This is a genomic window from Leifsonia sp. P73 (assembly GCF_051059105.1).
Taxonomy (GTDB): domain Bacteria; phylum Actinomycetota; class Actinomycetes; order Actinomycetales; family Microbacteriaceae; genus Leifsonia.
On record NZ_CP194931.1, the window covers coordinates 3,025,192 to 3,050,886 of the forward strand.

Consider the following 25,695-nt stretch of genomic DNA (forward strand, 5'->3'; position numbering starts at 1 on the left):
TCTCTCGCGCACACGCGCGTCGCTCCGATCAAATCGTACCGAGCTGCGACGGATTGGTGGAACTAGAGCGTGGACTAAAGTTCCAATCTCGACGTATACTCCCAGCAGGAAGACGATTCCGACAGTTTCCCCCAGGGAGGGCCCGCCCCCAGTGGTCCCTCCGCCCGACGAGGCTCCCGGATTTCGGGTGTCGGGCGCCCGTCGAGGGGTCCTGCGTTTCGGGTACGCAGGACCCCTCAAAACTTGCCGCGAGGCCGCCCGGCCGGAAGGAGGAGGTTCCAGCGTTGGGATCCCCGGTCGGCCGGCTGTCGCCGACATACTTCGAGCGCCGGTTCCGCTCGCGCGACCGCGACGAGACCCAGGCGTACCTGGCCGGCCAGTACGGCAGAGTCGAGCTCGGCCGTCGCTTCTCCGGCTACGCCGAGCGCGTCGTCGGCGACGGTCGTTTCCTCCTCGCCGACGCCAGGATGCTCGGCGACCTGCGCTGCGTGGTCGACCCGGACGTGCTCCTCATCTCGACCGGCACGCCGGGCAGCGGCTGGGAGGTCGGCGACGAGACCGGCAGCTTCGCGGCCGAGCCGGTGATCTTCCAGCCGGGCGAGCAGTCCGTGCACCGGATAGCGGAAATGGAGGGCCGCGCCGTCGCGTTCCGCGTGCCTGAGCTGACCCGCACCGCCCGGCTGCTCTATGCGCGGGACGACCTGGAGCTCCGCTTCGACGGTCCCCGGCCGGTCAACGCGCGACGCGCCGCCTCCTGGCTGGCGGCCATGGAGGTCGCCAGGCGCGAGTGGAGGGCGGGCGCCCTCTCGAACGACTCGGTGCGCGCGACCACGTACCGCCAGCTCGCGGTCGCCGCTCTGGAGACCTTCCGGCTGGTGGGGGACCGGCGGGAGCTCCGCGTGTCCGCCGAGCGCCGGGCGCGCGTCTTCCGCGTCGGCGCGCGGTACCTCCGCGACCACGCGGCGCGGCCGATCACGCTCGAGGACGCCGCCCACGCCGCCGGCGCCTCCACCGGCGAGCTCGTCCTCGCCTTCCGCTCTCAGGCGGACGGCCTCGGCCCGACCGCCTACCTGCGGCGATCCCGGCTGAGCGCCGCCCACGACCAGCTCTCCAGCACGCCGATCACCGTGCGCGCGGCGGCGGAGCTGTGGGGCTTCTCGTCGGAGGCGGTCTTCGTGCGCCACTACCGCGAGGAGTACGGCGCGGATCCGGTAGGCTCCGGCGCGTAGCGGAGCCGCTGGGCCGGCGGGTCGTCAGCCCGCCCGGTACAGGTCCGCCTCGAACCGGTACGCGTCCCCCGGTAGGTGTTCAGCCCCAGCAGCACAGGCCAGCCGGCCCGCTCGTACGCGATCTCGCGTCCGATCAGAACGGGGCTCCCCGCCGCGATGTGCAACAGCCCGGCGATGTCCGCGGTCGCGGCGTCGGCTTGGACGCTGTACGCGCTGCGGTAGATGTCGACCGAGCAGAGCGTCTGCAGCGACTCGTACAGCGAGGCGTCGGTGAGGTCCGCCTCCACCAGCGGCGCCGCGACCGAGAGCGGGATGACGTTCGTGTCCACGCAGATCGGGGTGGAGTTCATCCCGCGCAGGCGCACCAGCACGAGCACGTCGGCCCCGGCCACGATGCCGAGCCGTTCCGCCTCGTCGATGGTGGCCGAGCGGACGCTCTTGTCCAGCACCTGGGCCGTGGGCGTGTGGCCGCGCAGCCGCGCCATCTCGCTGAAGCTCTGCAGCGTGCTCGGCGGCTCCCCGACCGTGGGGCTGGGGACGAACCAGCCGCGCTGGGCCGAGCGCGCGATGCGGCCCTGGCGCTCCAGGTCCTCCAGTGCGGTCCGGATGGTGCTCCGGCTGACATGGAGGCTCTCGGCGAGCTGCCGTTCGCCGGGCAGCCGGGTGCCGGGCGGGTACACGCCGTGATTCAGGGACGTGTTCAGGTCACGGGACACGCGCTCTGAGATCGTCGGAGTCTTCACAGGAGTGACCATACCAGTTTGACCGATGGCTGTTAATTCGTTCTCGAATGGACTATCTGGTTTGGTTATGGTTACGGTTGGTTCCGCGCCGGTCATCGGCGCCACCCCCATGCTCACGAGTTAAAGGAGACTCGCATGAAAAAGAGGCACCTCGCCGGAGCGCTCGCGCTCACCGCTGGACTGGCCCTCGGCCTGACAGCGTGCGCACCCGGCGGCTCCAGCGCTGCGGGCTCCACGCACGCCGTCTCGAAGGATGTTTCCGGCAAGCCCGTCACCCTCAAGATCCTCGACTTCTGGCAGGGCGACGAGGGCAAGTGGATGGACTCGGTCGTCAAGGACTTCGAGAAGCAGCACCCGAACATCACCATCAAGCGCACCACGCAGGACTGGGGCCAGGTGATGAACACCCTGAACCTCCGCCTCGCGGACGCCAACGGCCCCGACATCGCCCTCGTCAACAACGGCTGGCAGTCGATGGGAACGCTCGCCAAGGGCGGCCGCATCCTCAACCTGGACGCCTATTCCGACCTGTACGGCTGGAAGAAGGAGATCCCGGACACGATCGCGCGCCAGCTCGAGTTCACCCCGGACGGCAAGCAGATGGGCACCGGCTCGTTGTACGCCACCCCGGCGGCGCGCTCCTCGCTGATCGGCCTGTACTACAACAAGGAGATCCTCGACAAGCTGGGCCTTCCGGTGCCGAAGACGCTGGGCGACTTCGAGAAGGACGCGGCGGCGGTGAAGGCCGCCGGCATCACCCCGATCGCGTACGGCTCGCAGGACAAGGGCTCCGCGACCTCCATCCTCTTCGCCACGCAGGACCTGTACGCGACGTCGAAGAACATCGGCGACTTCGTCTACTCCAGCGGCAAGGTCCCGATCACCGACACCGGCATCGTCGACGCCGCCAAGGACGTCAAGAAGTGGGCCGACGCCGGCTGGTTCACCGCGAGCTACCCCGGCGTGCAGTACGCGGACGCGCAGAACGAGTTCCTGAGCGGCAAGGCGGCCTTCCGCTTCGAGTACACCGGCTCGCTCGGCTTCTCGGACGCGCAGAAGCAGACGATGGGCTACGTCCAGCTCCCGCAGGTGCAGGGCGGCAAGGTGGTCGGCACCGGCTCGACCGCGGCCAACCTCTCCATCTCGGCCAAGTCGAAGCACCCGGACGCCGCGGCGGCCTTCCTCGACTTCATGGCGTCGAAGACGGCGGCCCAGCAGGCGGTCGGCCACGGCTTCCTCCCCCTGCTGCACTCGGTCAGCACCCCGAGCGGCAACCCGGAGCTCTCCACCGAGATCGCGGCACAGCAGAAGCTCGACACCGGCAACGGCTACGTGCCCTACTTCGACTGGTCGACCCCGTCGATGATCGACACGATCGGCGGACAGCTCCAGCAGCTCTACGCCGGCCAGGTCACGCCCGACCAGCTCGCGGCGGCCGGTCAGAAGGACTACGACGCCTTCCAGGCCCAGCGGAAGCAGGGCTGACGGGATGACCTCGTCCCAGGTGGTGCAGCGGCCGGAGGCCCCGGCCGCTGCACCGGCGGGCCCCGCCCGCACTGCGCCGAAGCGGGCTCCGCGGCGTGGGCTCTCGCCGCGCGTGCGCCGCCGCCACTGGCTCGGCCTCGCCTTCGCGGCGCCGGGCCTCCTGTTCTACGGCTTCGTGGTGATCGTCCCGATCCTGCAGAGCGTCAACTACTCGTTCTACCGCTGGGACGGCGTGACCACCGCCACCTGGGTCGGCCTGAACAACTACATCTCGTTCTTCACCGACCCGGCTCTGGTCGAGTCGCTCGGCCACGTGCTCGTGCTGGTCGTCTTCTTCGCCATCCTGCCGATCGCCCTCGGACTGCTCTCGGCGGCCCTGCTCGGCCGAGGCAAGCTCCGCGGCGGTGGCGTCTACCGCTGGCTGCTGTTCCTCCCGCAAGTGCTGACCAGCGTCGTCGTCGCGGTGATCTGGAAGCGCATCTACGGGCCGGACGGCCCGCTCAACGAGGCGCTCCGCGCAGTCGGTCTCGGTGACCTGGCCAAGAACTGGCTCGGCGACTTCAACTGGGCGCTGCCCGCGCTCGGCGTCATCGGCACCTGGACGGCGCTCGGCCTCTGCATGGTGCTGTTCGTCGCCGGTGTCGCGGCCATCCCCACCGAGCTCTACGAGGCGGCGCGCATCGACGGCGCCGGCCCGATCCGGGAGTTCTTCTCGATCACGCTGCCGAGCCTCCGCGGTCAGGTGGCCGTCGCGCTCACGCTCACCGTCACGGGAGCCCTCCGAGCGTTCGACCTGGTGTGGATCACCACGCAGGGCGGGCCGGGCACCTCCACGACCACACCGGCGCTGATCCTCTACCGCAAGGCGTTCCTCAACCCGGATGTCGGCATGGCCGCGGCCATCGGCATCGTCATCGCGATCGTCTGCCTGGGCGTCGCGCTCGTCATCACCCGGCTCTCCGAGGAGAAGGACGCATGATCTCGCGCACCGAGCGCACGCTCAACCACGCCATCCTCGCGTTCGTCACGATCCTCGTGCTCTTCCCGGTCGTCTGGTTCGTGTTCACGGCGCTCAGCCCCAGCCGCAGCGGTCAGCTCGACCTGCTGAACCCGCATTTCGAGAACTTCGTCACCGCCTGGAACGAGGGCAACTTCGGGTCGGCCATGATCGCGTCGGCCGTCATCACGATCGGTGCCGTGCTGGGTCAGACCGTGATCGCCATCCTGTCCGGCTTCGCCTTCGGCGTTCTCGGCGTCGCGGGGCAGAAGGTCCTCTTCCCGCTGATCCTGTTCGGGCTGATGATCTCGGCCGAGGTCTTCATCATCCCGCTGTACTACACGTTCCAGTCGATCGGACTCACGAACTCGTGGCTCGGCCTGATCATCATCCAGATCGGGATGGGCGTGCCGTTCGGCGTCTTCTGGATGCGTGCGACCTTCCGCGCCGTCCCGAAGTCGCTCATCGAGGCGGCGGAGATGGACGGCGCGCGCAGCTGGCGGATGCTGTGGCAGATCCTGCTGCCGATCTCGCGGCCCGCGGTGCTCACCCTCGCGCTGCTGTCGTTCATGTGGACGTGGAACGACTTCTTCCTCTCGCTGGTCTTCATCGCGGACCCGAGCATCCAGCCGGCCACCCTGGCGCTCGGCGTCTTCCAGGGCCAGCACACCCTCGACGTGAACATGCTCGCGGCGGGTTCGCTCATCGTCGCGCTGCCCGTGCTGATCCTCTACGCGTTCTTCCAGCGCCACTTCATCCGCGGCGTGCTCAACGGCGCTCTCAAAGAGTGACCGGCGCCGACCTCCCCGACTCGCACTGCACCAGAAGCAACAAAGGAGTACCCATGCGCATCGCGCCCGAAATCCTCGACACGGCCGACGACGTCGGGCACGAGGCCGCCGTCCAGCTCGCCGACGGGATCGCCGCCGCGGCCGCCGAGGGGCGGACGTTCGTCCTCGGCTGCCCGAGCGGCCGCAGCCCGATCGCCACGTACGCGAACCTCGCAGCCCTCGTCGCCGAGCGCAACCTCGACCTCTCCCACGTGGTCGTCGCCCTGATGGACGAGTACGTGGAGGAGGCCGGCGACGGCTACCGCGCCATCGACGCCGACCTCCCGCACAGCTGCGTCGGCTTCGGGCGGCGCGAGATCCTCGGCCTCCTCAACGCCGCGGCGACGCCGGGGCATCGCATCCCGGAGGCCAGCCTCTGGTTCCCGGACCCGGCCGCGGAGGCCGGCGAGTACGACCGCGCGCTCGCCGCCGCGGGTGGGATCGACGTCTTCCTGCTCGCCTCGGGCGCGTCGGACGGCCACGTCGCCCTCAACCCCGTGGGCGCCGCCGCCGACACCGTGACGCGCGTCGTGCCGCTCGGTGAGGACACCCGCCGCGACAACCTCGGCACCTTCCCGACGCTGCGCAGCCTGGACGAGGCGCCGCGGTTCGGCGTGACGGTCGGCATCGCGACCATCCGGGAGCTCTCCCGATCGGTCGTCATGGTCGTCACCGGCGAGCACAAGCAGGACACCGTGCGCCGGCTCGCGGCGGCGGACTCCTACGAGCCCGACTGGCCCGCGACCGTCCTCTCCGAATGCTCCGACGCGCGCTTCCTCGTGGACCGCAGCGCGGCCGAGGCTGCTCCAGACCACCCGCTGACCCCACCAGCCGACGCCCGACCAGAAAGGCACCACCCACACTCATGGCTTCCATCAAGCTCGTCTACATCGGCGGGGGATCGTCCCGCGGCGCGGGGACCATCGCGTCCATCCTCGAGCACGGCGAGGAGTTCGACGGCTCGGAGATCGTCATCCAGGACGTCGACCCCGCGCGGCTGAAGGCGGTCGAGACCATCGGCCAGAAGATCGCGGAGTCCAAGGGCCTCGACATCACGATCACGTCGACCACCGACCGCCGCGCGGCGCTGACCGACGCGGACGCCGTGCTGTCGAGCTTCCGCCCGGGCAACTTCGCCGCCCGCGCGCTGGACGAGCGCATTCCGCTCAAGCACGGCGTGATCGGCCAGGAGACGCAGGGCCCCGGCGGGTTCTTCATGTCGCTGCGGTCCATCCACATCTACGAGGACATCATCCGCGACCTCGACGCCGTCGCGCCGAACGCGATCCTGTTCAACTACACGAACCCGGTCAACATCGTCTCGCAGGCCGTGACCCGCTTCACGGACCGCACGATCTGGTCGATGTGCGAGGGCCCGATCGTGTTCCCGAAGACGGTGCTGCGGGCCGCGGGGCTCGACCCCGAGCGCGCGAACGTCGTCATGGCCGGCGTGAACCACAACGTGTGGTCGACCGAGCACACCTACGACGGCCAGGACCTCATGCCGCTGCTCGACGCGGCGTGGGAGGCCCGCAAGGACGACCCGACGCTCGGCAGGCTGGAGAAGCGGATGCTGCAGCTCGCGGTCACCATGCGCTCGGTGCCGGCCGACTACTTCCAGTACTACTACTTCCGCGAGGAGATCCTCCGCGAGCTGCAGGGCGCGCGCACGACCCGCGCCGAGGACCTGCTCGCCGCGCTGCCGGGCTACTGGGAGCACTACGACGAGCAGTCGCAGGCGGCCGTCCCCGAGCTGGACCCGCGCCGCTCGCGCGGCGGCATCCACGAGCTGGAGCTCGCCATCGACGTGATGAGCTCGTACTACAACGACGCGCCCGCCCGGCTGCCTGTCAACCTCCCGAACACCGGCGGCGTGCTGCCCGGCTTCGACGAGGATGTCGTCGTGGAGATGTGGTGCGATGTCGACGGCTCCGGCGTGACGCCGCTGCCGCAGAAGCCGCTGCCGCACGCGGTCCGCGGCCTCGTGCAGCAGCTCGCGGAGTACCAGTACCTCGCCGCCGAGGCGGCGTGGAAGGGCACGCGGGCCGACGGCATCCGCGCGCTCGCCGCGAACCCGATGGTGCCGACGCTGCGGGTCGCGGAGGAGCTGTACGACGAGATGGCGTACGCGCACCGCGCGTACCTGCCCGAGCGGCTGTTGCGCTGAGCATGGCGGAGCGCGCGGACGCCGGGCCGCTGCACCTCGCCGTCGACGCGGGCAACTCGAAGACGGTCGCGCTGGTGGTCGACGGCTCGGGCATCGTGCTCGGCCGTGGCCGCGGCGGGCGCGGAGACATCTACGGAGCCGACAGCATCGGGGTGGCCGAGGAGGCCGTCTTCGGCGCGGTGGAAGCGGCGCTGGCCGAGGCGGGCGGGACGGCCGCGGACATCCGGTCGGCGGCCTTCCGCCTCGCCGGGGTCGACTACCCGGAGGATGCGACCTTCTGGGACGAGCGCATCGCCCACCGGCTCGCCGGGATGGGCGGGTGGAGCGTCAAGAACGACGGCTTCGCCTCGCTGCGGCTGATCGACGGGACCGGCGTCGGGGTGTCGATCACGGTCGGCACCGGGCCCGCTGTCGCTGCGCGGTCCGCGGATGGCCGCGAGCAGTGCTCCGGCTGGTACGTCTTCGACGACCTCGGCGGCCAGGGACTCGGCAACAGCGCGCTCAAAGCGGCGTGCCGCGAGTGGATGGGCCTCGGCGCGGCCACCCGGCTCACCGAGGCGCTCTGCACCCAGTACGGCGTGGCCGACCCGGGCGAGCTGCGGCACGTGTTCACCCGGCGCTTCGGTGCCCTGCCGGGGACCGAGCTGTGGAAGTCCTCCCGGATCGTGCTCGCGCTGGCCGGTGAGGGCGACGCGGTCGCTCAGCGGATCGTGGACGACCAGGCGGAGGCGTTCGTCCGCTACGCGCAGTGGTGCGCCAGGAGGGTGGGGGCGGATCTTGCCGCCGGGGACCTCCCTGTTCTGCTGAACGGATCGGTCGCGACCTCTGAGCACCCCGCGATGCGCGACGCGATCGTCGCCGAGCTGGCGCGCGTCGCTCCGGCCGCCCGCGTCACGGTGGCCGAGGACTCGCCGCTGCACGGCGTCGTGCTGGACGCGCTTGCCGAGGGCGGCATCGACGTGACGCCCGAGCTGATCGCGCGCATCCGGCACGAGCATCCTGAGGCCTTCCTCGCGACCTGACCCCTCCTCTGTTCCACTCCCGGTTCCCGAAAGGCCCCCACCTCATGCAGACCCCTCCCTTCGTCGTGGACGACGTCCTCGCCGCCCTCACCCTGGAGGAGAAGGCGTCGCTGCTCTCCGGCGTGGACGACTGGTTCACCCAGGCGATCGACCGGCCGGGGCTGCCCGCGCCGGTCCCCGCGATCGAGGTCGGCGACGGCCCGCACGGGCTCCGCAAGGAGACCGGCGTGGACATGGTGTGGGTCCCGGCGACCGGATTCCCCACCGCGTCCGCGATGGGCGCGTCCTGGGACCGCGACCTGATGCGACGGGTCGCCGCCGCCATCGGCGCCGAGGCACGAGCGGAGGGCGTGCAGGTCGTGCTCGGCCCCGGCGTCAACATGAAGCGCTCGCCGCTGTGCGGGCGCAACTTCGAGTACTTCTCCGAGGATCCGCTGCACGCGGGCGAGCTCGGCGTCGCGTACGTGGACGGCCTCCAGTCGGCCGGCGTCGGGGCGTCGCTCAAGCACTTCGCGGCCAACAACCAGGAGATCGAGCGCACCCGGATCTCGGTCGTGGCCGACGAGCGCACGCTGCGCGAGACGTACCTCCCGGCCTTCGAGCGCGTCGTGCGCTCGGCCGGGCCGTGGACGGTGATGTGCTCCTACAACCGGCTGCTCGGCGTGCACGCGTCGCAGAACCGGTGGCTGCTGACCGAGGTGCTGCGGGAGGACTGGGGCTACACCGGCGCGGTCGTCTCGGACTGGGACGCCGTGCACGACCGGGTGGCCGCCCTCCGCGCCGGCCTCGACCTGGAGATGCCGGGCACGCACGGGCGGACGGTCGCGGAGGTCGTGGCAGCGGTCCGCGCCGGCGAGCTGGACGAGTCGGTCGTGGACGCGTCGGCCCGGCGCGTGCTGGAGCTGGTCGCCCGCACTTTTCCCGGCGACGACCTGGTGAACGGGCCGGTCATGGACCTCGGCCACGCGGCGGGGGACCGGCTCAGCCCCGAACAGCTCGCCCTGCTGGACGCCGACGCGCACCACGCGCTCGCCCGGGAGGCGGCGGCCGCGTGCGTCACGCTGCTGCGCAACGAGGCCGTGGCCCTCCCGCTGGCGGAGTCCGGCGGCACGATCGCGGTCGTCGGCGCGTTCGCCGAGAACGCGCGCATCCAGGGCGGCGGCTCGTCCGGGGTCGATCCGACCCGGGTCGACGCGCCGCTCGACGCGGTGCGCGCGATCGCCGGGGAGCGCGTGGTCTACGCCCCCGGATACATCGACATCCCGAAGAACGCCTACCAGGACGACAATGAGGCGGTCTTCCGGGCGCACGGGGTCCCCGCGGAGTCGGATCGCCCGGCCGTGGCGCGGCGCTCCGAGTACCTCGTGGAGGAGCTGCGGATCGCCGAGTCCGTGCAGCGCCTCCGGCGCGGCCCGCTCTCCGTCGCCGCCCGCCGGCTCATCGACGAGGCCGTGGCCGTCTCGTCGGGCGCGGAGTCGATCGTCGTGTTCGCCGGCCTCCCGCTCTCGCACGAGCAGGAGGCCAACGACCGGTTCACCCTCGACCTCCCGGCCGACCAGGCGGCGCTGATCGACGCGCTCGCGGACCTCCGCGAACGCACCGGCGCCTCTCTCACCGTCGTGCTGTCGAACGGCTCTCCCGTGACGATGGACCCGTGGCACGACCGCGTGGACGCGATCGTGGAGGCCTGGCTCGGCGGCCAGGCCGTGGGCGCAGCGATCGCCGACGTGCTGTTCGGCCGCGTCAACCCGTCGGGGAAGATCGCGGAGACATTCCCGCTGGCCGTCGAGGACACCCCCGGCTTCCCGAACTGGAACGGCGAGCGCGGGACGGTCGTCTACGGCGAGGGCGTGTTCATCGGCTACCGCTGGTACGACGCGCTCGGGCGGGCGGTGCGCTACCCGTTCGGCCACGGGCTGTCGTACACGGAGTTCTCGTACTCGGACCTGCAGGTGGAGGTGGCCGACGCCGCGGCGGGTCGCGTGCGGGTGACGTGCTCGGTGACCAACATCGGCGCGGTCGCGGGCGCCGACGTCGTGCAGCTCTACGTCGGGGACCCGGAGGCGGAGGTGCACCGCCCGCTGCGCGAACTCCGCGGCTTCGAGAAGGTCGCGCTCGAACCGGGCGCGACGGCGACCGTGTCGTTCGATCTGGAGAGCCGGGACTTCGCCTACTGGGACGCGGCGTCCACCCGGCCGGACGGCCGCTCGGGACTGTGGCGGCGGGAGGGCGGAGACTTCACGATCGAGGTCGGCGCGTCCTCCCGGGACATCCGCCTGACCGCCACGATCGAGCTGCCCGACGACCCGTCGATCCCGCCGCTGGTGCGCGACTCGGACCTGCGCGGAGCCGAGGAGGGCGGCGCGCCGACGTCACGGTTCGTGTCGGGGCATGCCGGGTGACGCGCTGACCTCCGGCTCAGCCCGGCTCCTCCTCCGACTCCAGCGTCTCGTCCGCGTCCACCGACGTGTCGTCGGTCTCCGTCGCCTCGATCGCCGCCTCCGCCTGGGCCCGCTCCTGGGCCTCGGCCGCGGCCTCCCGTCTGCTTTCGTGTCTGCTCATACGCTCTAGTGTCGCTCGGGACGCCCTCCTGCGCCTACGTTGGAGGGGATGAACGCCGACACCACCATCCCCGACGCCTACTTCGTGCAGCGGAGCGAGAACGTCTTCACCCCCACCCCGCACGCCGGCGGCGCGTGGGCCGACGACGAGATGCACTTCAGCCCGCTCGGCGGCCTGATCACGCACGCGATCCTGCGCCACGCGGCCGAGGCGAGCGCTTCGCTCCAGCTCGCCCGGATCAGCTTCGACATCCTCGGCTTCCTCGCCCTGGACGAGGTCGAGCTCTCGGTCGAGACCATCCGCCCGGGCCGCACGATCGAGCTGGTGGAGGCGACCGCCGTCATCCGCGGCCGCACCGCTGTCAAGGCGCGCGCCTGGCTGCTCGCGGACTTCGACACGGCCGAGGTGGCCGGTGGCGCCGCCGGGCCGCTGCCGTCACCGGAGTCGGCGACCCCGTGGTCGATGATGGACGCCTGGCAGGGCGGCTACGTCGCCTCCCTCGACACGCGCGCCGTTCACTCCCCGGAGGCCGGCCGCGCGACCGTCTGGCTCTCGACCGGCTGCGAGCTCATCGAGGGCGTGGAGGTCGACCCGGTGACGGCGTGGATCACGCTGGTCGACACGGCGAACGGCGTGGCGGTGCGCGAGCACCCGACGCGGTGGATGTTCCCGAACGTGGACCTCACCATCCACCTCCACCGCGCGCCGAGCGGGGCGTGGCTGGGGTTGGACACGGAGGTCGTGTTCGGGTCGACGGGGCTCGGGATCACGCGCTCGGTGCTGCACGACCGTGCGGGGGCGGTGGGGTTCGCGGAGCAGTCGCTGACAGTGCGGCGGTTGACGGAGTAGGGGCTGCGGCCTGCCTGGGTCAGTAGGTCAGCCAGAGCTTGTCGACCGGGATGACGTGGAGGCGATCGTCGTAGGTGTATGAGCGTTCTCCGAGATAGAGGGCCACTCCGGCAACGAAACGGTCGCCTAGTCGGTCCCGCAAGCGTCGGAGGGGGTGCAAGTCCGCACCAGCCACGCGTCGGCCTGCTTTCACCTCGTCTATTTTAGTTTTTCGAGCCAATCTGTTTGGGTTTCCCGAGGGACTTTGTTTGAGATTTTCGAGGGCATCCTCGAGGCCTTTGCGTGTGGCCGGGATGGTCGGGGCCGGCCCACGAAATCACCCCTTGACGCCGCACTTGTTTTTTGCAAGTATCGACACCATCAACAGCGGACCATGACAAGGGAGACCACAATGACCGCGATGTTCGTCAACCTGCCCGTGACCGACCTGGAGCGCGCCAAGGCGTTCTACTCGGCCGTCGGATTCACCATCAATCCCCTCTTCACCGACCACAACGCCGCGTGCGTCGTCGTCGAGGAGGACCACAACTACTTCATGATCGTCACGCGCGACTTCTTCCAGAGCTTCACCGACCTCCCGGTCGGCGAGCCCACGAAGAACGTGTCCGCGTCCACCTCCGTCATGCTCGACAGCCGCGAGCTCGTCGACGCGACCGTCGCGGACGGGCTGGCAGCGGGCGGCACGGAGACCAAGGAGCCGGCGGACTACGGGTTCATGTACCAGCGCCAGCTCACCGACCCGGACGGCAACATCCTCGAGTTCGGCTGGATGGACCCGGTCGCCGCCGCCAAGGGCCCCGAGGCGTACCTGAGCCAGCAGGCCTGAGGTCGATGGTCGCGCGCGACTACGGGCAGTACGACGGGATCACCCAGGCCCTGGAGCTGGTGGGGGAGCGCTGGGCCCTGCTGATCGTCCGCGACCTGCTCGTCGGGCCGCGCCGCTACGGCGAGCTCGCCGCGGGGCTTCCCCGCATCCCGAGCAACATCCTGGCGGCGCGGCTCAAGGAGCTGCAGGCGGCCGGCATCATCCGCCGGGCGCCGCGCTCGCGCATCATCCTCTACGAGCTCACGCCGTACGGGCGGGAGCTCGAACCGGTCGTGCTCGCGCTGGGCGCCTGGGGGTTCAAGGCGCTCGGCGACCCGCGCGACGAACAGATCATCACTCCGGACTCGATGACGATGTCGCTGCGCACGGCGTTCCAGCCTGCGGTGGCCGCCGAGCTGCCGGCCACGGCCTACGGCGCCCGGTTCGGGGACGACGGGCTGCTCATCCAGGTGGAGGGGCCGCGCCTGGTCGTCGCCCGCGGCGACGGTCCGGCCGACCTGGCGTTCGCGAGCGGGCCCGGCATCCGCCGGCTCATCTCGGGCGAGCTCACGCCGGAGGCCGCCATCGACGCCGGGGTGGTGGAGGTCCTGCGCGGCCCCCGCACGCTCCTCACGCGCTTCGCCAGCACCTTCCACCTCGCCGCGTGACCCCGCGCGCAGCCACCGAGGGGCACGTCGTTGTCACTTTTCGGCGCGGAAAGTGACAACGACGTGCCCCTCGGCGGAGGTGGGGGAGGGGAGGGGAGGGCGTCAGGGGAGGACGCGGTAGCCGAGCAGCAGGTAGCCGGTGGAGGACACCCCGCTCGCGATCGTCTCGAACCGCAGCGCGGGGACCCCCTCCAGCAGCCGTCGCCCGCGCTCCGCGACGCCGGGCGCGATCACCAGCCGCAGCTCGTCCACGACGCCTCCGGCCAGCAGCGCCTGCGCGACCGAGATGCTGGCGTGCACACCGATGTCGCCGCCGTCGCCCTCCTTCAGCCGCCGCGCGAACTCCACGATGTCGCCGTCCACCGCCTGCGCGCCCGACCACTCCGGCGAGAGCGGCGCCGACGTCGCGATGTACTTGGTCACCCCGTTGATGAAGTCCGAGAACGGCTGGATGTCCTTGCCCGGCCAGTACCGCGCCCAGTCGTCGTAGCTGCGCCGGCCGAGGATGACGGCGTCCTGCGACCCGATCACCGTGCCCAGGTTGGCGTCCATGTCCTCGTCCCAGTCCGGGATGAACCCGTCCGGGTCCTCCGCCACCCCGTCCAGCGACACCAGCTCGTAGACCACGATCTTCCGCATGCGCATCCTCCTGTCGAACGGGGCACTGTGCAGCGCCCCGCGCATCCGCTTGTATAGAACCAACGACCGAGAGGATCCGCAATGACCGACCCCGTCGTCTCCTACGACCTGCTCACCACACAACTGCTCCAGGACCCGGACCTCGACGTGTCCGAGACCGCCACCGGTCTGCACGTGCGCGGGACGCTCTTCGCCTACCTCGACGACGGCGAGCTCGTCGTGGACCTGCCCGAGGCGCGCGCCCGCGACCTCGTCGGGCGGGAGGTGGCCACGCCGGTCGCTGCCGGGCGAGCGGAGGCGAAGGGGGCCTGGGTCAGCATCGCCGACGCGGAGGACTGGCCCGAGCTCGCGGCGGAGGCGCACCAGTTCGTGGGCGAGCCTGCGGTGGGCATGGACTCCTGAAGGGGTCGCTCAGGCCGCGCGGCGCCGGCGCGACCGCCGACCCGGCTGCCGCCGCGCGCTGGCCAGCTCGGTGACCTGCGCCGCACGGCGCACGGTCGTGCCCCGCGCCTCGGCGAGCACGAGCGGCACACAGGCACGCTCGCGCACCCAGAGGGCGGTTCGGGTCAGCGGTGGACGGCTCACGTCGTGAGACGGTAGCGGGACGTCGGCGGGAGGTCAACCCACTCGGCCGCGATTTCACCTTTGCTTAACCCGCGGCTCCGGCCAGGAACGCCTCCACCCGTTCCGGCCAGGTGTCCGCGTCGGCCGCGTTCTCGGCCACGAACAGCTCCGAGCCGGAGATCAGCTCGTGCAGCCGCTCGGCGCTCGACAGCGGGTGGCCGGCGTCCCCGGCCCAGGGGAGCAGCAGCACCGGCAACCGCAGCGTCGCGATCTGCTCCGGGTCCGGCAGGTCGGACAGCGCCGCTCCCCGCAGCACAGCCGGGGCGGTCGCGGGCTGCAGCTGTGGCTCCGGGGTGACGCCGCGCTCGGCGAGCACGGGCGGCATCGCCAGGGTGGAGGCCGCCATCAGGTCCATGAGTGCGTCCCAGCCCTGCGCCTCCAGGAGGTCGGCCATCTGCCGGTAGATGCCGGCCTGTGCCGAGCGCGTCTCCCACGCGGTCGGCGGCAGGCCGAGCACGAGGCGGCGGAAGCGATCGGGTTGCCGCACGGCGGCGGTGAGGATCGTGCCCGTCCCCATCGAGATGCCCACCGCGTCCACCGGCTCGGTCTGGCCCACCGCGTCGAGCACGGCCAGCAGGTCGTCGGCGAGGGCCGTCCAGCGGTAGCGCTCCGGATCGTCGGGACCGGCGGAGAGTCCGTGGCCGGCGGCGTCGTAACGGACGAGGCGGCGGCCGTGCGCGGCGAGCGGGCGGAGGTCGAGCAGGTCCAGGTCCGCGGTGCGGCTGGAGGTGAGCCCGTGCGCCTGCAGAACGGTCGGGCCCCCGCCCTCCACGTCGTAGCTCAGGGTGGCGCCGGCTCGGGTGAGGGTCAGGTCCGCCATGTCGCTCCTTCCCGCGCGCGCCCGGATCGGCGGGGCGCGCGTCGGTCGTCATGGTAATCCCGTAGGCCGACGCCGCGACTGGTGCCGCCGCCTCCCGCGCGCCGCACAATGTACGCATGCAGCAGCGCATCAGCAGGCTGACGACCGAGGGCGGCGCGGAGCTGGCGTTCGCGACGGCCGGAGCCGGCCGCCCCCTGCTGTACGTGTCGGGCTGGGTGAGTCATCTGCAGCTGAGCTGGGAGATCCCGGAGGAGCGCGCCTACTTCGAGAGTCTCGCGCAGGGCTGCCTGCTGGTGCGGTACGACCGCGCGGGGTGCGGGCTGTCCTCTCCCTCGGACCGGCCGCCGTCGCTCGCGTTCGAGCTGGAGGAGCTGGATGCCGTGGCCGCGGGGGTCGGCCCGGCGCCGTTCGACCTGATGGGGTCGTCGATGGGCGCGCCGATCGCGGTGGCGTGGGCGGCGGAGCATCCGGAGCGGGTCAGGCGGCTGGTGCTCTACGGGGGCTGGCGGTCGGGCGCCGAGCTGTCGCCGCCGAGCGCGCGCGACCACATCCTCGCTCTGGTGGAGTCGCACTGGGGCCTCGGCTCCGACGTCCTCACCGACATCTTCGCGCCGGACGCCCACGCCACCACGCGCGAGGAGTTCGGCCGGTATCAGCGCGCGTCGTCGGACGCCGCGACGGCCCGGGCGCTGCTGGAACTCAGCTACCGCCTCGACGTCGGCGACCTCCTCGGCCGGGTGCGGGCGCCGACGCTGGTCGTGCACCGCGACCACGACCGCGCGGCTCCGGTGGCGCAGGCGAGGGCGCTGGCGGAGGGCATCCCGGGCGCGGAGCTCGTGCTGCTCCCCGGACGGTCGCACCTGCCGTACGCCGGGGACGCCCACGAGCTGGTCGCGACCGTGCGCCGCTTCCTCGGCCTCCGGGCGTCGCGGCGCGGAGCGGGCACGCTCACCGAGCGGCAGACGGAGGTCGCCGCGCTGATCGCCGACGGCCGCACGAACCGGGAGATCGCCGACCGCCTCGGCATCGACGAGCGGTCGGCGGAAGGGCACGTCGAACGCATCCGGCTGCGGCTGGGCTTCCGGTCGCGGGCGCAGGTGGCCGCCTGGTATGCGGTGCAGCGGGAGGGCGGCGGCCGCCGCTGAAGTGGGGTAGTTCCCCGCCTGGATCGGCGGCCGGGGTCGGGGAGGCTGACCTCCATGACCCGAACCACCAGCACCGCCCCGACGCTGCCCGGCGCCACCGATTTCGAGCAGCACGCCCTCCGCGGCCCGTTCAACGCGGCGTTCTTCCGCGTCATGGACCCGTACATCGAGCGGAAGCTCCGGCCGCACAAGCAGCGCGCGTTCGCCGGCCTCCCGGGTGAGGTCGTCGAGCTCGGTCCCGGCGTCGGCGCGAACCTCCGTCACCTCCCTCGCGGCGCCACCCTGATCGCGGTGGAGCCCAACCGCCACATGCACGCCCCGCTGCGCGCCGCGGCCGACCGCGCGGGCGTGCGGCTCGACCTCCGCGAGCGCCTGGCCGAACGCACCGGCCTGGCCGACCACAGCGTCGACACCGTGATCTCGTCGCTCGTGCTCTGCACCGTGCAGGACCCGGATGCCGTGCTCGCCGAAGTCCGCCGCATCCTGCGACCAGGCGGCACGTACCGCTTCGTGGAGCACGTCGCCGCGCCGGACGGGACCCCGACCCGGCGGGTCCAGCGCCTCCTGCGCCGGCCGTGGGCGTGGACGTTCGAAGGCTGCTCCTGCGAGCGCGACCTGGAGGGCGCCCTCCGCGCGGCGGGCTTCGCGCGCGTCGACGTGGAGCGCTACCGCGTGCGGACGCCGTTCCTGCCGTTCAACACGCAGATCGCGGGGGTGGCCGTCACGCCACCCGCGCCCGCCTCCGGAACGCGACCCCCGACGTGATCCCCAGCACCACGATCCCGATCGCCTCGATGATGACGGTCTCCGGGACGAGGGTGAACGTCCACACCTCCCGGATGCCGAACAGGCCGACCGTGAGCGCGAGCAGGAGGGCGGCCAGGCTGGCGATGACGAACAGCAGGCTGAGCGTCGTGGCGAGCCGCAGCCACGCGCCGCGCAGCACCAGCATCCCGATCGCCAGCACGAAGGCGGCGACGGAGTTGAGGACGAACAGCACGCCGAGCAGGCCGCCGACGCCGTCGAAGATCAGGAACAGATGGATCCCGCCGATCAGCACGAGCACGATCGCGCTCAGGATGCGCATGAGCCACAGGGGCCCCTGGCTGCTCTCGGTCATGGCACTACCCGCTTCCGTCTCGTGGCCTCCACCGCTGAAGGCCTCACAGGGAACACGAACGAGCCCCAGTATCGGTTCAATCGGAGGCGCGGGGCTAGCATCGCAACCATGCCTCACGCGTCGGACTGGAGCCCAGGCACCGTGCGCGAGGCGGCGGGCGGGCTCGTCGCGCTGACGGTCGCGACCTTCCTCGCGGTGACGACGGAGATGCTGCCGGTGGGGCTGCTGCCGGCGATCGGCGGCGACATGCGGGTGTCCGACTCGGTGGCCGGGCTGCTCGTGACGGTCTACGCGTTCATGGTCGCGGTGCTGGCGGTGCCGCTGACCCTCTCGACAGCGCGGTTCTCCCGGAAGGGTCTGCTCCAGTCCACCCTCGTCGCGTACACCCTCAGCAACCTGGTCGTGGCGGTGGCTCCGAACTTCGGCGTCCTGGCGGCAGGGCGCGCCTTCGGCGGGATCGCGCACGCGCTGTTCTTCTCGGTCAGCATCGGGTACGCGTCCCGCCTGGTGACCTCCGCGTTCACCGGGCGCGCGCTGGCGCTGGTCACCGCGGGGGCCTCGGCCGGGTTCGTGCTCGGGGTGCCGCTGTCGACCTCCCTCGGCACGGCGCTCGGCTGGCGTGCGGCGTTCGGCGTGCTGGCGGGGGTGTGCGCGATCACGGTCGTCGTCGTCGCGGTGCTGCTGCCGGCGGTCCCGGGAGGCGGCACCGGGCACACCGGGGAGGGCGCGGGCGCTCGCCGCGTGCGGCTGGGGATCGTGTCCACGACGAACGCGGTCGTGTACCTGGGGCAGTTCACCGTCTACACGTTCGTGTCGGTGATCCTCCTGGCGACCGGGCTTCCTCTCGCCGGGGTCGGCCCTGTGCTGCTCGGGATCGGCGCGGTCGGGCTCGTCGGGACGTGGTTCGCCGCGGCCACGCTCGACCGGAGGCCGCGCGCGACCGTGCTGGCGCTGCTCGGCGCGGTGACGGTCGGGCTGGTCGGCGTGGGGATCGCCTTCCCGGCGCTCGCCGGCGTGCTGGTGGCCGCGGTGGTGTGGGGCGCGGGCTTCGGCGGGGTGGCGTCGGTGTTCCAGACGGCGGCGATCCGCACGCGCGGCGCGACTCCGGAGGTCATCGGGGCGCTGGTGAACTCGACGGCCAACATCGGGATCGGGGGAGGGGCCGCGGTCGGCGCCGCGGTGCTGGCCGGGCCGGGGCTGGGCTGGCTGCCGTTCGCGGGGGCGGCGCTGGTGGTCGTGGGGCTCGCCGTGGTCCTCGTCGCGCGCCGGTCCTTCCCCTCCACTCCCGACGTGTCACCTACGCACTCGAAGGGCACGTAAGCGCCCCTCAAACGCGCGTTGAGGGGCGTTGAGGTGCCTCTCGGCGAGCCGGCAGACGATGTCAGGGGCCGTAGGCCGTCAGGAAGCGGTCGCGGAAGGCGTCCATCCGCCAGACCGGAGCGTTCGGCGACGGCAGCAGCCCGGGCTGCCACCCCCACGACGCGATCCGCTCGGTGACGGCCGGGTCCTTCGCGATGATGCTGATCGGGACCTCGTGGTTCGCCCCCGGCCCGCTGACGATCGTCGCCGGTTGGTGGTCGCCGAGCACCACGAGCACCAGGTTCGGGTCGTCGAAGGTGGTCAGGAACGAGGTCAGCGCGCCCATCGTGTACTCGATCGACTGGCCGTAGAGCTGCTGGACGTGGTGCGGATCCTGCCAGACGACGCTCGGCGGGAGGCCCTCCGCCGGCTGCGGGTCGTAGACCGAGCCGTCGCCGAGCTGATCCCACGGCACCAGCTTCGGCAGCGGCGTCCACGGCGTGTGCGACGAGACCAGGTCGATCTCCGCCATCAGCGGCTGGTGCGGCCCGGCGAGCTCGTGCTGCTGGAAGTACGCCAGGCTGTACTGGTCCGGCACCCGCGCATAGCTGAAGCTCGGGCCCCGGTAACCGACGTTCTTCGCGTTGAGCTCCTGCTCGTAGTGGTAGAACGAGGTCCCGACCGGCCACGGCTTCGAGTCTGACGGGACGTCGCTGAGGGTCCGCCAGCCCGCCTTGCGAAAGGCGGCGCTCAGCGTGAAGCGGGTGCCGGAGGTGATCTGGTCGTAGCGCTGCTGGGAGTCCACCCACAGCCCGCTCTGCAGGGTGGAGTGCGCGAGCCAGCTGATCCCGCCGAACGTGGACGAGGTCAGGAAGGCGCTGCGCTCGGAGTAGCCGTGCGCGGCGAGGGCGGAGTTCCCGCTGCGGAGGACGGCGTCCACCCCCGGCGAGAAGGAGGTGCCCTGCACGGCGACCTGCCCGTAGCTCTCCACGAAGACGACGACGACATCCTTGCCCTTCAGCCCGGTGAGCAGGTCGGAGGAGGGCAGCGCCGCGTACGGGTCGCTCGACGCCGCGCGATCGAAGACGGCCTGGTCGCGGGCGGCGACCTGCACCTGGTTCACCGTGGTCGCCGCGGCGGAGACCCCGTCCGCCGCCGCCACCGGCTCGCCGGGCACGAGTTGCGCGCCGACCAGTGCGAGGACCAGCCAGCCGGCCGTGACCGCGGAGGCCGCGATCAGGCTCGGCCGGCGCCGCCGGGCGAGGACGCGCGCCAGGCGCAGCAGCGACGCGGCGACCGCGACGACGGCCGCGACCGCCAGGAGCGCGACGAGCGCCAGGATGCCGATCGCCCCCACCGTCCCGGTGGAGTCGCGGACCACGCCGTAGCCGTCCACCAGCTCGGACCAGCCGGACACCACGTCGAAGGGCCGGCCGACCGTGGCCTCGAACACGCGGTCGAGCGCCGCCACGATCGTCGAGAGGACGAGCAGCAGAGCGACGAGGATCGCGAGCGTGCGGCGCGCCCACCGCCACGGGAGCAGGATGAGCGCGCCCAGGGCGAGGACGCACTCCAGCGGGACGCGCACGAGGGCGAGCGCCGAGTCGGAGGCCACGAGGCCGGGAGCGAGGGAGGCGAGGAACAATGTGACGGCGGCCAACGCGGTGGCGAGGGCGCTCCAGACCCGGCGGCCCCGGCGCGTGCGGCTCACGGGAAGCCCCCGAACCGGTCGGACAGGGCGTAGCGCAGCAGCACGACATCCCCGATCGGGCGCGCCTCCACGAGCGCGGCGCGGCTGTCGCTCGTCCACGGGTACGAGCCCTCGCCGACGAAGCGCGGCGCGTCCCTGTCGCCGACGAAGAACGGCGCCACCGCGAGGTGCAGCTCATCGGCCAGCCCGTCCGCGAGGAACTGGGTCAGCGTCGTCCCGCCGCCCTCCACCATCAGGCGCCGCACGCCGCGCTCGCCGAGGTCGGCGAGCAGGTCGGTCATCCGCACGTCGTCGCCGAGCGGCACGACGGTGGCGGCATCGCCGAGCTGGTCGGTGAGCCGGTTGCGCTGGGCACTCGGGCAGTACACGAGTTTCAGGGTGTCGCCGAGTGTGAAGAAGTTCGCGTGGGGATCGAGGTCGCCCGTCGAAGTCACGGTCGCCTTCCACGGCGTCCGGCACTTGCCGGAGGCCTCCCGGCGGTCCTGGCGCTCGGCGCTGCGGACGAGCAGGCGCGGGTTGTCGCGGCGCACGGTGCGGGCGCCGACGAGGATCACGTCGTGCCGCGCGCGGACCTCGTCCACCCGGTCGAAGTCGGCGGCGTTCGAGAGCGCGAGCTTCGGCGGTCGCGCGGTGTCGAGGTAGCCATCGAGGGAGATGGCGCAGCTCACGGTCACATACGGTCGCTCGGTCATGGCCGCATCCTCCTCCGCTGCAGCACGGTCGCGGACTGCACGATCAGCGCCGCAGGGACGAAGCACACGAACGCCAGCACGCCGTACAGCGTGGCCGCCGAGACGCCGGCCGCGGCGCCGAAGCCCGCCATCGCGAAGGCCCAGCCGGCAGCGCCCTCCCGCGGACCCCAGCCGCCGAGGTTGAACGGGATGGAGGCCGCGAGCAGCACCACCATCCCGAGCGCGAGCAGGCGCAGGGGCGGCACGTCCGCGCCGACGGCGACGGCCGCGATGGCGAAGGTGCCCAGGTGGCACGCGCAGACGACCACGGACGCGACGACCGCCCGGACGCAGACCGACACCGAGCCGAGGCCCTCCCTGACCTCCCGCCACTCGCGCGCCAGCGCCCGCCGGACACGCCTGCTGGCGGACGCGGTGACCGCTCCGCCGACGAGCACGGCCGTGAGGGCGACGCCGAGCACCGGCAGCAGGACGCCCTCGAACTCCATCCCGACGATGGCGAGGACGACGACGGCGAGCACGAGCTGAACCGCCTGGCCGACCAGCCGCTCGAGTGCGACGGCCCGCGCCGCGGCGCCCATCCGGTCGGCGTTCCTGCCGTGATCGACCGCGCGCTGGACGTCGCCGACCACGCCGCCGGGGAGCACAGTGTTCACGAACTGCGAGCGGTAATACGCCCCGATCGCCGTGGACCAGCGGAGGCCGACGCCGAGCCGACCGGCGATCAGGCGCCAGCGCCATGCGGCCGCGACCGTGGCGATCGCGGTCAGGGCGAACGCGGCGATCACCGTCGGTCCGTCGAGGCTGAGGAGGCCGTGCAGGAACGGCCCGGCGCCGACCCGGGCGACGATCGCGATCAGGATGACGACCGGGACGAGGACGCGGAGCGTGATCCGGAGCCAGGAGCGGCCGAGGACGCGGCGGAGTCCGGGCGACGCCGCCGCGGGCGCCGCCTCCTCCACCGCTGCGTTCAGCCGGGCGGTCATCGCGGCCACGCCAGGACGTCGAGGTGGTACACGACGGCGGACAGGCCGCCGCGTCGCTGCTGCTCCCGGCGAACCTCCCGGTACCCGGCGGCGTGGTCGAGCAGCGCGCGGTCGCGGTCGACCTCCGCCTGCTCCACCGCCGCGTCGGTCCAGCCGTCGAACCACTCGCCGAGCAGCAGCGGTTCGCGACGGTCGAGCCGCCACGTCGTCAGCGCGGTGCGGACGTGCCAGCCCGCGCGCGTGAAGAGCCCGCGAACGATCGGCGCGCCGAACCTCCCGAGCAGGCGGCGGCCGTCGACCTCCCGGCGCTGGTGCTCGTTGAAGGCGCGGGCGAAGAGGATGTCGCGCGGGTCCCAGGGGCGCACCTCCACGTCCCCGGTCACGCTGAGCGGCAGGAACGCGGGGGCGCCGGCAGCGAGGCACGCGTCCACGATCGCGTGCGCCTCCCGCGCGGTCACGACGTCGAGGAGGGCGGAGGCCGTCACCAGGTCGGCGCCGTCGAGGTCGCTGGCGGCGAGCCGGTCGAGCGGGGTGACCCGGGAGGCGACCGCGATCGGCCGGCCGCTGCGGTCGAGGGGAGGCTGCGCCTCGGTCGCGTGGGCGGTGAGGCCGGCGTTCCAGTCGTGGAGGACCCAGCTCTGCGGCCCGGGGAGCTGCGGCGCGAGCCAGCGCATCATCGAGCCGGTGCCGCTGCCGAGGTCGTGCACGGTGATCGGGCGGCCGTGCGCCGCGTCGGCGCCGACGAGCCCCGCCGCCAGGCGCGCGAGCCGCCGCGACCGTGCGCGTCCGTCCTCGGCCTCCCGCAGCGCGAGCCAGTCGGCGCTGACCTCCAGCATCCCGCTCACGACGGCACCGCCTCGGGGCGCAGGCCCTCCACCGCGGCCTCGCGCAGCGCGGAGGAGAGCACCGCGATCGTGTCCTCCCAGCGCCGACCGGCCTCGCGGGCCTCCAGCGCCGCCGCCTTCAGGGCGTCCCGGCGCGCAGCGCTCGCCCACCACTGCTGCAGCACCACGCGCAGCGCCCAGGCGTCGTCCGGCGGCACGATCATCGCGGCGTCCTGCCGCGCGATCGCCTCCGGGAGGCCGCCGACGCCGGTCGCGAGCACCGGGACGCCGTGCGCGAGCGCCTCGGCGACGGCCATTCCGTAGCTCTCGCTGCGCGACGGCAGCACGACGAGGTCGGCCTCCCCGTACGCCTCCGCGAGGGCGCGCGGGTCGAGGACGCCCGCGAACCGGATCCGCCCGGCGAGGCCGGCCGCATCGATCACGGCGGTCAGCGCCGCGACGAAGTCCGGGGCGACCGTCAGCGAGCCGACGAGGCTGCACGTCCAGTCGTCGCGGTCGGCGAACCCGGCGAGCGCACGGAGCAGGAGGTCCTGTCCCTTGTGCGGCGCGACCGCGGCGACGCACAACAGGCGACCGCCGCCCGCGGAGGCCGTCGTCGCGGGGGCGCGGTCGACGCCCGGGCGGGCGACCACGATCCGGTGCGGGTCGGCGGCGTCCTGTTCGAGGAGCTGCGAGCGGGTCCAGGCGCTCGTCGCGACGATGCGGCGGGCGGCGCGCAGGGCGGCGAGGTCGCCGTCGCCGAGCATCCCGTCGCCCGGGTCGGTCGGCGCCGCGACCATGTGCGCCAGCACGACGATCCTCAGCCGCGACCGGTGCGCGACGATCGCCTCCGGCTCGCGGGACACCAGCAGCCCGTCGACCAGCGCGAGCGCCCCCTCGGGCAGCGCGGCCAGCGCTCGCGCCGTCCAGCCCGTGCCGCGGCCGGTGACCAGGAGCATGTGCACCGTCCACCCCTCGGCGCGGAGGCCGTCCCGGACGCGCTGGTCGTAGCGGTTCCCGCCGCTCACCAGGAGGGGGTCGTCGATGGTGTCCGGCACCACGAAGTGCACGTCGGTCATAGCGGCCTCGAGTAGCTCGCCCACGCGATGTGGGACTCGTGGAGGGTGACGGCGACGGAGGTCAGCCCGGTCGCGCGGCCGAGCGACCCGCTGGCGGCGGCGTCCGCGAGCCGGTCGGCGATCGCCCGGCAGAGCACCTCCGTGGTGGTGTTCATCCCGGCGAACGCGGGCTCGTCGTCCAGGTTGCGATAGGTGAGCGAGGCGGTGATCTCCGCGAGCGCGACCGTGGCCCGGCCGATGTCGACCACGACGCCGTCCTCGTCGAGCTCGTCCGCGCCGAAGGTCGCATCCACGACGAAGGTCGCGCCGTGCAGTCGCTGCGCGGGCCCGAACGCCGCGCCGGTGAAGCTGTGGGCGACCATGAGGTGGTCGCGGACCGTGACCGTGAACGGCATCAGGCGTCACTCCAATCGATGCTGTGGCAGAGCTCGGGGCCGGGGTCGGCCGCCAGTCGTGCGAGGACCTCCGGCAGCTCCCGCCACGATGACGACCCGGTCAGGAGGGCGTCGAACGCCGGGTCCCGCAGCAGGTCGAGTGCGAGCGCCATCCGGTCGGCGTGGCTGCGACGGTCGCGGCGGCGGGGCGACACCTCGCCGACCTGGCTCGACCGGAGGGTGAGCCGCCGGGAGTGGAAGTCCTCCCCGAGCGTCAGCGTCACCGGCCGGTCGCCGAACCAGCTCGCCTCGATCACCTCGCCGTCGGTGACGACGGTCTCCATTGCGAGGCGCAGGCCGGCCTCCGACCCGCTGGTGTGGACGACGAGGTCGCGGTCGTGCGGGGCGGAGTCCGGCTCGGCGAAGCCGACGCCCAGCCGCTCGGCGACCTCCCGCCGCGACGGGTCGACGTCGACCAGCGTGACCTCAACGCCGGGGATGCCGCGCGCCAGCCGGGCGACGCAGCAGCCGATCATCCCGGCGCCGATCACCGCGATCCGGTCGCCGAGCAGCGGCGCGGCGTCCCACAGCACGTTGACCGCGGTCTCCACCGCCCCCGCGAGCACGGCGCGCTCGGCGGGCACGCCCTCCGGCACCGGGAACACCGCAGCGGGCGGGACGACGAAGGCCGACTGGTGCGGGAACAGCGTGAACACGGTGCGCCCGGCCAGCTCGGGAGGCCCCTGCTCGACCACGCCAACGTTGAGGTAGCCGTACTTGACCGGCCCGGGGAAGTCGCCCTCCTGGAACGGCGCCCGCATCCGATTGCGCTGGCTCGGCGGCACCCGGCCGGCGAACACGGTCGCCTCGGTTCCGCGGCTCACCCCCGTGCGCAGCGTGCGGACGAGGACCTCCCCGTCACGGGGCTCCCGCAGCGGCTCGGACCGTAGGGCGCCGACGCCGGGCTCCACGACCCAGAACGCGGTGGCTTCGAGCACGTCCAGCTCCTCTCGCGGTGACTCCCG

28 protein-coding genes are annotated in these 25,695 nt (G+C 72.5%); 15 read left to right on the forward strand and 13 right to left on the reverse strand.

Annotation, left to right across the window (positions count from 1 at the left end; genetic code table 11):
• Positions 1-284 precede the first annotated feature (284 nt).
• Positions 285-1,229, forward strand: coding sequence for a helix-turn-helix domain-containing protein (locus ACQ86L_RS15560; protein WP_434316218.1), 945 nt, complete (start codon positions 285-287; stop codon positions 1,227-1,229).
• Here the strand turns inward: ACQ86L_RS15560 and ACQ86L_RS15565 are convergent.
• On the reverse strand, positions 1,184-1,972 hold the full coding sequence (locus tag ACQ86L_RS15565; protein ID WP_434316219.1) for a GntR family transcriptional regulator: 789 nt from the start codon (positions 1,970-1,972) through the stop codon (positions 1,184-1,186). The two genes, ACQ86L_RS15560 and ACQ86L_RS15565, sit on opposite strands and share 46 nt — an antisense overlap.
• Before the next feature lie 135 nt (positions 1,973-2,107).
• Here ACQ86L_RS15565 and ACQ86L_RS15570 point away from each other — a divergent pair, with 135 nt between their 5' ends.
• The 7 genes from ACQ86L_RS15570 to ACQ86L_RS15600 are packed head-to-tail and all read left to right on the forward strand — an operon-like array spanning position 2,108 to position 10,875.
• Positions 2,108-3,457, forward strand: coding sequence for an ABC transporter substrate-binding protein (locus ACQ86L_RS15570; protein ID WP_434316220.1), 1,350 nt, complete (start codon positions 2,108-2,110; stop codon positions 3,455-3,457).
• Between the two features lie 4 nt (positions 3,458-3,461).
• Positions 3,462-4,436 (forward strand): carbohydrate ABC transporter permease, encoded by a 975-nt coding sequence (locus ACQ86L_RS15575; protein WP_434316221.1) that lies wholly within the window; start codon positions 3,462-3,464, stop codon positions 4,434-4,436.
• The gene (locus tag ACQ86L_RS15580; protein ID WP_434316222.1) at positions 4,433-5,245 is read left to right on the forward strand and encodes a carbohydrate ABC transporter permease; all 813 of its coding nucleotides are present in this window, start codon (positions 4,433-4,435) and stop codon (positions 5,243-5,245) included. The genes ACQ86L_RS15575 and ACQ86L_RS15580 overlap by 4 nt, the downstream gene beginning before the upstream one ends.
• A gap of 53 nt (positions 5,246-5,298) precedes the next feature.
• Complete coding sequence (locus ACQ86L_RS15585; protein WP_434316223.1) at positions 5,299-6,285, forward strand: 6-phosphogluconolactonase; 987 nt, start codon at positions 5,299-5,301, stop codon at positions 6,283-6,285.
• Complete coding sequence (locus ACQ86L_RS15590) at positions 6,216-7,451, forward strand: hypothetical protein (RefSeq protein ID WP_434318909.1); 1,236 nt, start codon at positions 6,216-6,218, stop codon at positions 7,449-7,451. Before ACQ86L_RS15585 ends, ACQ86L_RS15590 begins: the two co-directional genes overlap by 70 nt.
• 2 nt (positions 7,452-7,453) lie before the next feature.
• Positions 7,454-8,473, forward strand: a complete 1,020-nt coding sequence (locus ACQ86L_RS15595) for an N-acetylglucosamine kinase (RefSeq protein WP_434316224.1) — start codon at positions 7,454-7,456, stop codon at positions 8,471-8,473.
• 44 nt (positions 8,474-8,517) lie between these two features.
• Positions 8,518-10,875, forward strand: coding sequence for a beta-glucosidase (locus ACQ86L_RS15600; protein ID WP_434316225.1), 2,358 nt, complete (start codon positions 8,518-8,520; stop codon positions 10,873-10,875).
• A gap of 16 nt (positions 10,876-10,891) precedes the next feature.
• Here ACQ86L_RS15600 and ACQ86L_RS15605 read toward each other — a convergent pair whose 3' ends face one another.
• On the reverse strand, positions 10,892-11,035 hold the full coding sequence (locus tag ACQ86L_RS15605) for a hypothetical protein (protein WP_434316226.1): 144 nt from the start codon (positions 11,033-11,035) through the stop codon (positions 10,892-10,894).
• Positions 11,036-11,083: 48 nt separating this feature from the next.
• Between ACQ86L_RS15605 and ACQ86L_RS15610 the strand changes: the two genes are divergently transcribed.
• The 3 genes from ACQ86L_RS15610 to ACQ86L_RS15620 all read left to right on the forward strand — a co-directional run bounded on the left by ACQ86L_RS15610 (position 11,084) and on the right by ACQ86L_RS15620 (position 13,357).
• Positions 11,084-11,884: a thioesterase family protein gene (locus ACQ86L_RS15610; RefSeq protein WP_434316227.1), complete on the forward strand. Its 801-nt coding sequence runs from the start codon at positions 11,084-11,086 to the stop codon at positions 11,882-11,884.
• 391 nt (positions 11,885-12,275) lie between these two features.
• Entirely contained in the window at positions 12,276-12,710 is a 435-nt protein-coding gene (locus ACQ86L_RS15615) for a VOC family protein (RefSeq protein WP_345839622.1), read from the forward strand.
• A 5-nt stretch (positions 12,711-12,715) separates the two neighbouring features.
• The gene (locus ACQ86L_RS15620; RefSeq protein WP_434316228.1) at positions 12,716-13,357 is read left to right on the forward strand and encodes a winged helix-turn-helix transcriptional regulator; all 642 of its coding nucleotides are present in this window, start codon (positions 12,716-12,718) and stop codon (positions 13,355-13,357) included.
• 102 nt (positions 13,358-13,459) lie between these two features.
• Here the strand turns inward: ACQ86L_RS15620 and ACQ86L_RS15625 are convergent, their stop codons facing one another.
• Positions 13,460-13,996, reverse strand: coding sequence for a dihydrofolate reductase family protein (locus ACQ86L_RS15625; protein ID WP_434316229.1), 537 nt, complete (start codon positions 13,994-13,996; stop codon positions 13,460-13,462).
• Positions 13,997-14,077: 81 nt separating this feature from the next.
• Between ACQ86L_RS15625 and ACQ86L_RS15630 the strand changes: the two genes are divergently transcribed.
• Positions 14,078-14,398 carry a hypothetical protein gene (locus ACQ86L_RS15630; RefSeq protein ID WP_434316230.1) on the forward strand — a complete coding sequence of 107 codons (321 nt, stop codon included), beginning with the start codon at positions 14,078-14,080 and terminating at the stop codon, positions 14,396-14,398.
• 9 nt (positions 14,399-14,407) lie between these two features.
• Here ACQ86L_RS15630 and ACQ86L_RS15635 read toward each other — a convergent pair whose 3' ends face one another.
• The gene (locus ACQ86L_RS15635) at positions 14,408-14,581 is read right to left on the reverse strand and encodes a hypothetical protein (protein WP_434316231.1); all 174 of its coding nucleotides are present in this window, start codon (positions 14,579-14,581) and stop codon (positions 14,408-14,410) included.
• Positions 14,582-14,645: 64 nt separating this feature from the next.
• On the reverse strand, positions 14,646-15,440 hold the full coding sequence (locus tag ACQ86L_RS15640; RefSeq protein ID WP_434316232.1) for an alpha/beta fold hydrolase: 795 nt from the start codon (positions 15,438-15,440) through the stop codon (positions 14,646-14,648).
• 116 nt (positions 15,441-15,556) lie between these two features.
• Between ACQ86L_RS15640 and ACQ86L_RS15645 the strand changes: the two genes are divergently transcribed.
• Complete coding sequence (locus ACQ86L_RS15645) at positions 15,557-16,585, forward strand: alpha/beta fold hydrolase (RefSeq protein ID WP_434316233.1); 1,029 nt, start codon at positions 15,557-15,559, stop codon at positions 16,583-16,585.
• 54 nt (positions 16,586-16,639) lie between these two features.
• A complete protein-coding gene (locus ACQ86L_RS15650; protein WP_434316234.1) occupies positions 16,640-17,350 on the forward strand; it encodes a class I SAM-dependent methyltransferase in 711 nt (236 codons plus the stop codon).
• Here the strand turns inward: ACQ86L_RS15650 and ACQ86L_RS15655 are convergent.
• Positions 17,307-17,705 (reverse strand): hypothetical protein, encoded by a 399-nt coding sequence (locus tag ACQ86L_RS15655; RefSeq protein ID WP_434316235.1) that lies wholly within the window; start codon positions 17,703-17,705, stop codon positions 17,307-17,309. The two genes, ACQ86L_RS15650 and ACQ86L_RS15655, sit on opposite strands and share 44 nt — an antisense overlap.
• Positions 17,706-17,813: 108 nt before the next feature.
• Here ACQ86L_RS15655 and ACQ86L_RS15660 point away from each other — a divergent pair, with 108 nt between their 5' ends.
• On the forward strand, positions 17,814-19,025 hold the full coding sequence (locus ACQ86L_RS15660; RefSeq protein WP_434316236.1) for an MFS transporter: 1,212 nt from the start codon (positions 17,814-17,816) through the stop codon (positions 19,023-19,025).
• A gap of 61 nt (positions 19,026-19,086) precedes the next feature.
• On the opposite strand, the gene ACQ86L_RS15665 is transcribed toward ACQ86L_RS15660, so the two are convergent.
• From ACQ86L_RS15665 to ACQ86L_RS15695, 7 genes are read right to left on the reverse strand one after another with little or no spacing between them, the layout of a single operon-like run.
• Positions 19,087-20,715, reverse strand: coding sequence for a CDP-alcohol phosphatidyltransferase (locus ACQ86L_RS15665; protein ID WP_434316237.1), 1,629 nt, complete (start codon positions 20,713-20,715; stop codon positions 19,087-19,089).
• A complete protein-coding gene (locus tag ACQ86L_RS15670; protein WP_434316238.1) occupies positions 20,712-21,407 on the reverse strand; it encodes a RibD family protein in 696 nt (231 codons plus the stop codon). Before ACQ86L_RS15670 ends, ACQ86L_RS15665 begins: the two co-directional genes overlap by 4 nt.
• Positions 21,404-22,393, reverse strand: coding sequence for a lysylphosphatidylglycerol synthase transmembrane domain-containing protein (locus ACQ86L_RS15675; RefSeq protein ID WP_434316239.1), 990 nt, complete (start codon positions 22,391-22,393; stop codon positions 21,404-21,406). Before ACQ86L_RS15675 ends, ACQ86L_RS15670 begins: the two co-directional genes overlap by 4 nt.
• Positions 22,390-23,238, reverse strand: coding sequence for an SAM-dependent methyltransferase (locus tag ACQ86L_RS15680; protein ID WP_434316240.1), 849 nt, complete (start codon positions 23,236-23,238; stop codon positions 22,390-22,392). Before ACQ86L_RS15680 ends, ACQ86L_RS15675 begins: the two co-directional genes overlap by 4 nt.
• On the reverse strand, positions 23,235-24,296 hold the full coding sequence (locus ACQ86L_RS15685; protein WP_434316241.1) for a glycosyltransferase family 4 protein: 1,062 nt from the start codon (positions 24,294-24,296) through the stop codon (positions 23,235-23,237). The genes ACQ86L_RS15680 and ACQ86L_RS15685 overlap by 4 nt, the downstream gene beginning before the upstream one ends.
• The gene (locus ACQ86L_RS15690) at positions 24,293-24,691 is read right to left on the reverse strand and encodes a 6-pyruvoyl trahydropterin synthase family protein (protein WP_434316242.1); all 399 of its coding nucleotides are present in this window, start codon (positions 24,689-24,691) and stop codon (positions 24,293-24,295) included. Before ACQ86L_RS15690 ends, ACQ86L_RS15685 begins: the two co-directional genes overlap by 4 nt.
• Positions 24,691-25,668, reverse strand: a complete 978-nt coding sequence (locus ACQ86L_RS15695; protein ID WP_434316243.1) for a zinc-dependent alcohol dehydrogenase — start codon at positions 25,666-25,668, stop codon at positions 24,691-24,693. The genes ACQ86L_RS15690 and ACQ86L_RS15695 overlap by 1 nt, the downstream gene beginning before the upstream one ends.
• Positions 25,669-25,695 lie beyond the last annotated feature (27 nt).